The organism is Asanoa sp. NPDC050611 (assembly GCF_040654855.1).
Lineage (GTDB): Bacteria > Actinomycetota > Actinomycetes > Mycobacteriales > Micromonosporaceae > Asanoa.
This window is the reverse complement of sequence record NZ_JBFAIU010000518.1, coordinates 1-3,675: the sequence shown is the minus strand read 5'-3', so window position 1 is coordinate 3,675 and position 3,675 is coordinate 1. Positions and strand designations below refer to the sequence as shown.

Annotated in this window: 5 protein-coding genes and 1 pseudogene; 3 read left to right on the top strand and 3 right to left on the bottom strand. The window is 72.9% G+C overall.

Features of this window, described 5'->3' with window-relative positions:
- A partial coding sequence (locus tag AB0H87_RS39450) for an MFS transporter (protein WP_360158204.1) occupies nt 1-380 on the bottom strand: 380 nt, incomplete at its 3' end.
- 184 nt (nt 381-564) lie between these two features.
- Between AB0H87_RS39450 and egtB the strand changes: the two genes are divergently transcribed.
- From egtB to AB0H87_RS39435, 3 genes are all read left to right on the top strand, one after another.
- The gene (gene egtB / locus AB0H87_RS39445; protein WP_360158201.1) at nt 565-1,806 is read left to right on the top strand and encodes an ergothioneine biosynthesis protein EgtB; all 1,242 of its coding nucleotides are present in this window, start codon (nt 565-567) and stop codon (nt 1,804-1,806) included.
- On the top strand, nt 1,806-2,738 hold the full coding sequence (gene egtD, locus AB0H87_RS39440; protein ID WP_360158198.1) for an L-histidine N(alpha)-methyltransferase: 933 nt from the start codon (nt 1,806-1,808) through the stop codon (nt 2,736-2,738). The genes egtB and egtD overlap by 1 nt, the downstream gene beginning before the upstream one ends.
- Before the next feature lie 61 nt (nt 2,739-2,799).
- Nucleotides 2,800-3,087 carry a hypothetical protein gene (locus AB0H87_RS39435; protein ID WP_360158195.1) on the top strand — a complete coding sequence of 96 codons (288 nt, stop codon included), beginning with the start codon at nt 2,800-2,802 and terminating at the stop codon, nt 3,085-3,087.
- Here AB0H87_RS39435 and AB0H87_RS39430 read toward each other — a convergent pair whose 3' ends face one another.
- Together AB0H87_RS39430 and AB0H87_RS39425 are read right to left on the bottom strand one after the other, a co-directional pair.
- Complete coding sequence (locus tag AB0H87_RS39430) at nt 3,088-3,276, bottom strand: hypothetical protein (protein ID WP_360158193.1); 189 nt, start codon at nt 3,274-3,276, stop codon at nt 3,088-3,090.
- Nucleotides 3,273-3,675, bottom strand: a pseudogene (locus AB0H87_RS39425) (hypothetical protein); the annotation flags it as partial. The pseudogene AB0H87_RS39425 and the gene AB0H87_RS39430, both read right to left, overlap by 4 nt.

The following is a 3,675-nucleotide window of genomic DNA, read 5'->3' as shown; positions in this document are numbered from 1 at the left end:
GTGTTGATCAGCGCGAGCGTGGCGGGAAAGACCAGCGCGCCGCCCAGGCCCTGCACGGCGCGGCCCACCAGCAGCACCACCGGCGTCGGCGCGAGTCCACCGAGGAGCGAGCCGGCGGCGTAGAGCACGAGGCCGGCGACCAGCACCCGCCGGCGCCCCAGCAGGTCGGAGGCGCGGCCGCCGAGCAGCAGGAAACCTGCCGACGCCACCGCGTACGCACTGATCACCGCCTGCAAGGTCTGGGTCGAATAGCCCAGCCCCCGGCCGATCTCCGGCAGCGCGACGACGACGATGTACTGGTCCAGCGAGACGATCAGCATCGCGAAGGCGAGCAGTGCCAGCGTCGCCGTGCGCCGGCGGCCCTGCGGTTCGGTCTCCATGCCAGCGCTCCCATGCTCGTCCCCAGCGGGATCTGAGGATTTTTCCGTTAGGCGGCTGTCCTGCCGGTTAGCCTGACAACGCACGTTCTCCACTACAACTCGTATACCGCCGCGGCCCTCCGGAGCCGCCGGACACGCGTGACGATCCGTCACGGGACACAGAAGGCAGCCAGGGAGGACCACCATGACGCTCGCCATCGACAACCGTGAGCTCGTCGCGCGGTTTCTCGACGTCCGCGGCACGACCGACGCCCTGGCGGCGCGCCTCTCGGCGGAGGACCAGACCGCGCAGTCGATGCCCGACGCGAGCCCGACCAAGTGGCACCGCGCGCACACGACCTGGTTCTTCGAGGAGTTCGTGCTCCGCGGCGACCCGTCGTACACGGAGTTCGACCCCAGCTACCGCTACCTGTTCAACTCGTACTACGAGGCGGTCGGGCCGCGGCATCCGCGACCGATCCGCGGGCTCGTCACCCGGCCGGGCATCGTCGACATCGGACGCTACCGGGCGTACGTCGACGAGGCCGTGGTGCGGGCGCTGGACGCCGGGCGGCTCGGCGAGCCCGCCGCGCGCCTGGTCGAGCTCGGCTGCCACCACGAGCAGCAGCACCAGGAGCTGCTGGTGATGGACGTCAAGCACCTGTTCTCCACCCATCCGCTCGGCCCGGTGTACGCCGAGCGGCCGGCGGACGACCCCAGCGCACCCGAGCCGCAGGCCTGGCACCGGGTGCGGGGTGGGATCGTCGACATCGGACACGACGGGCGCGGGTTCGCGTTCGACAACGAGGGGCCGCGACACCAGGTGCTGCTGTCGGACTTCGAGATCGCCGAGCGCGCCGTGACCGTGGCCGACTGGCTGGAGTTCATGGCGGACGGCGGCTACACGCGACCCGGCCTGTGGCTGTCGGACGGCTGGGCCACGATCGCGTCCGAGGGCTGGGAGGCGCCCGGTTACTGGCGGTTGGTCGAGGGCGAGTGGACCACGTACACGCTCGCCGGCCGGCGCCCGGTGGTTCCGGGCGAGCCGGTCTGCCACGTCTCGTTCTACGAGGCGGACGCGTTCGCCCGCTGGGCCGGCGCCCGGCTGCCGACGGAGTTCGAGTGGGAGACCGCCGCGGCGCAGCGCGGGGACCGGCGCGGGCAGCTGCTCGACCCGGACCGGGTGCACCCCGGCCGTGCCGGCTCGGCCATGGTCGGCGACGTCTGGGAGTGGACCGCCTCGGCGTACCTGCCCTACCCGGGCTTCGCGCCGGCCCCCGGCGCCGTCGGCGAGTACAACGGCAAGTTCATGTCGGACCAGCACGTCCTGCGCGGCGCCTGCGCCGCGACACCGCCGGGCCACGAGCGGCTCACCTACCGCAACTTCTTCCCGGCCCGCTCGCGGTGGGCGTTCAGCGGGCTGCGGCTGGCCCGGAGCGTGGCGTGATGAGCGGCGGTCTCGCGGGCGACGCGCTCGCCGGGTTGTGGCAGTCGCCACCGTCGTTGCCGGCGCGCTGGTTCTACGACGAGCGGGGCAGCCGGCTCTTCGACGAGATCACGCGGCTGCCGGAGTACTACCCGACGCGGCGCGAGACCGAGATCCTGCGCGCGCACGCGGACGAGATCGCCGGCCGGTGCGTGGCGGAGACGGTGGTCGAGCTGGGCGCCGGCATGTCGACGAAGACCCGGATCCTGCTCGACGCGTGCACCGCGCTGCGGCCCACCCTCCACTTCGTGCCGGTCGACGTCAGCGGCGTCGTGCTGGCCGAGGCGGCGGCCGCGATCGCCCGCGACTATCCGGAGACGACGGTCGAGCCGGTGGTCGCCGACTTCGCCGAGCCGCGGCCGTTGCCCGGCCGGCCCGGTGGGCGCCTGGTGCTGTTCCTCGGCGGCACGATCGGCAACTTCGACGACGCCCAGCGCGGCGCGTTCCTGGGCCGGCTGCGGGCCGCCCTGGCGCCCGGCGACCACTTCCTGCTCGGCGCCGACCTGGTCAAGGCGCCGTCGCGACTGCTCGCCGCGTACGACGACAGCGTCGGTGTCACCGCCGAGTTCAACCGCAACCTCATCGAGGTGCTGCGTGCGACACTCGACGCCGAGGGTCTGTACGTCGACGACTTCGAGCACGCCGTGCGGTGGAACGCCGACCAGCACCGCATCGAGATGTGGCTGCGGGCCCGCCGGGACGTGACGGCCCGGTTCCGCGCGCTGGGCCGCGACTGGAAGCTGCCCGCCGGGGACGGCGTGCTCACGGAGATCAGCGTGAAGTTCCACCTGCCCGACCTCCACACGGAGCTGGCGACGGCGGGGTTCACGCCGGTCGACGCCTGGGCCGACCCGGCCGGGGACTTCTCGGTGACGCTCGCCCGCGCGAACTAGCGTTTGGCTGAAGCGCGGTATGCCCGCGGCATACCGCCCAGAACGACGTTGGGGGCAGATCATGGCACAATCTCCCGCCTGGGACCGGGTGAGCAAGGGCGACGTCGAGCGCGCGCTGCGGGAGTACGACCGGCTCGGGCCGGACACCTTCTTCGCCACGCACGGTTTCGCACCCACCACGACGTACCAGCTCGTCTGGGACGAACGCCGTTATCCGCCGAAGGCGATCCTGGGCACCGCGTACGAGCTCGCCACGGGCGAGAAGCTGGCCTCGGGTGACTTCGAGGGCGGCCGGAGCGGCGCGGTGAAGGTGCTCGAGCGGATGGGCTTCACCATCGAGCACACCTGATCAGGAGCGCGGGGCGGTGGCCCGGGACAGCAGCCGCGGCCACGTGCCGGCCTGCGCCGCCCAGACGTGTCTGTCCGCATAGGACCAGGCGTAGACGGGGTTGCCGTCCCGGACGAGGTCGCACAGCTCCGAGCGGTCCAGCTCGGCGGCGGACCACTCGTACAACCGCTGCAGGCGGGGTTGGATCACGCCGTAGTCGAGCGTGCGCCCGAGCCGGTTCTCCCGGTCCAGATAGGACCGCAGCTCGCCCGGCGGTGGGTAGGTGTCCGGGAGGATGCGCCGCAGTGCGGCGGTGTGGGCCGCTCGATGAACGCCAGCCACAGGTCGACTGCCGACGAGGTGGAGTCGCCGGGCGTGCCGCCGGAGCGGGCCATCGCCTCGCAGCCGTCGCGCAGCAGGCCCTCGTTGACCGCCCGCCACCACGGGCTGCCCGCCGCGGGGTGGAGCACACCGCGGTCGGCCTGCCAGCGCATGAACGACAGGGCCGCCCGGCGGAACGGCACGTGCCGCGGTGCCCGGCCGAACGGGCCGTGGTAGGTGCGCGCCAACAGCGCGATGCGTCGGCCCGGATCGTCGCGCGCCGCCGCG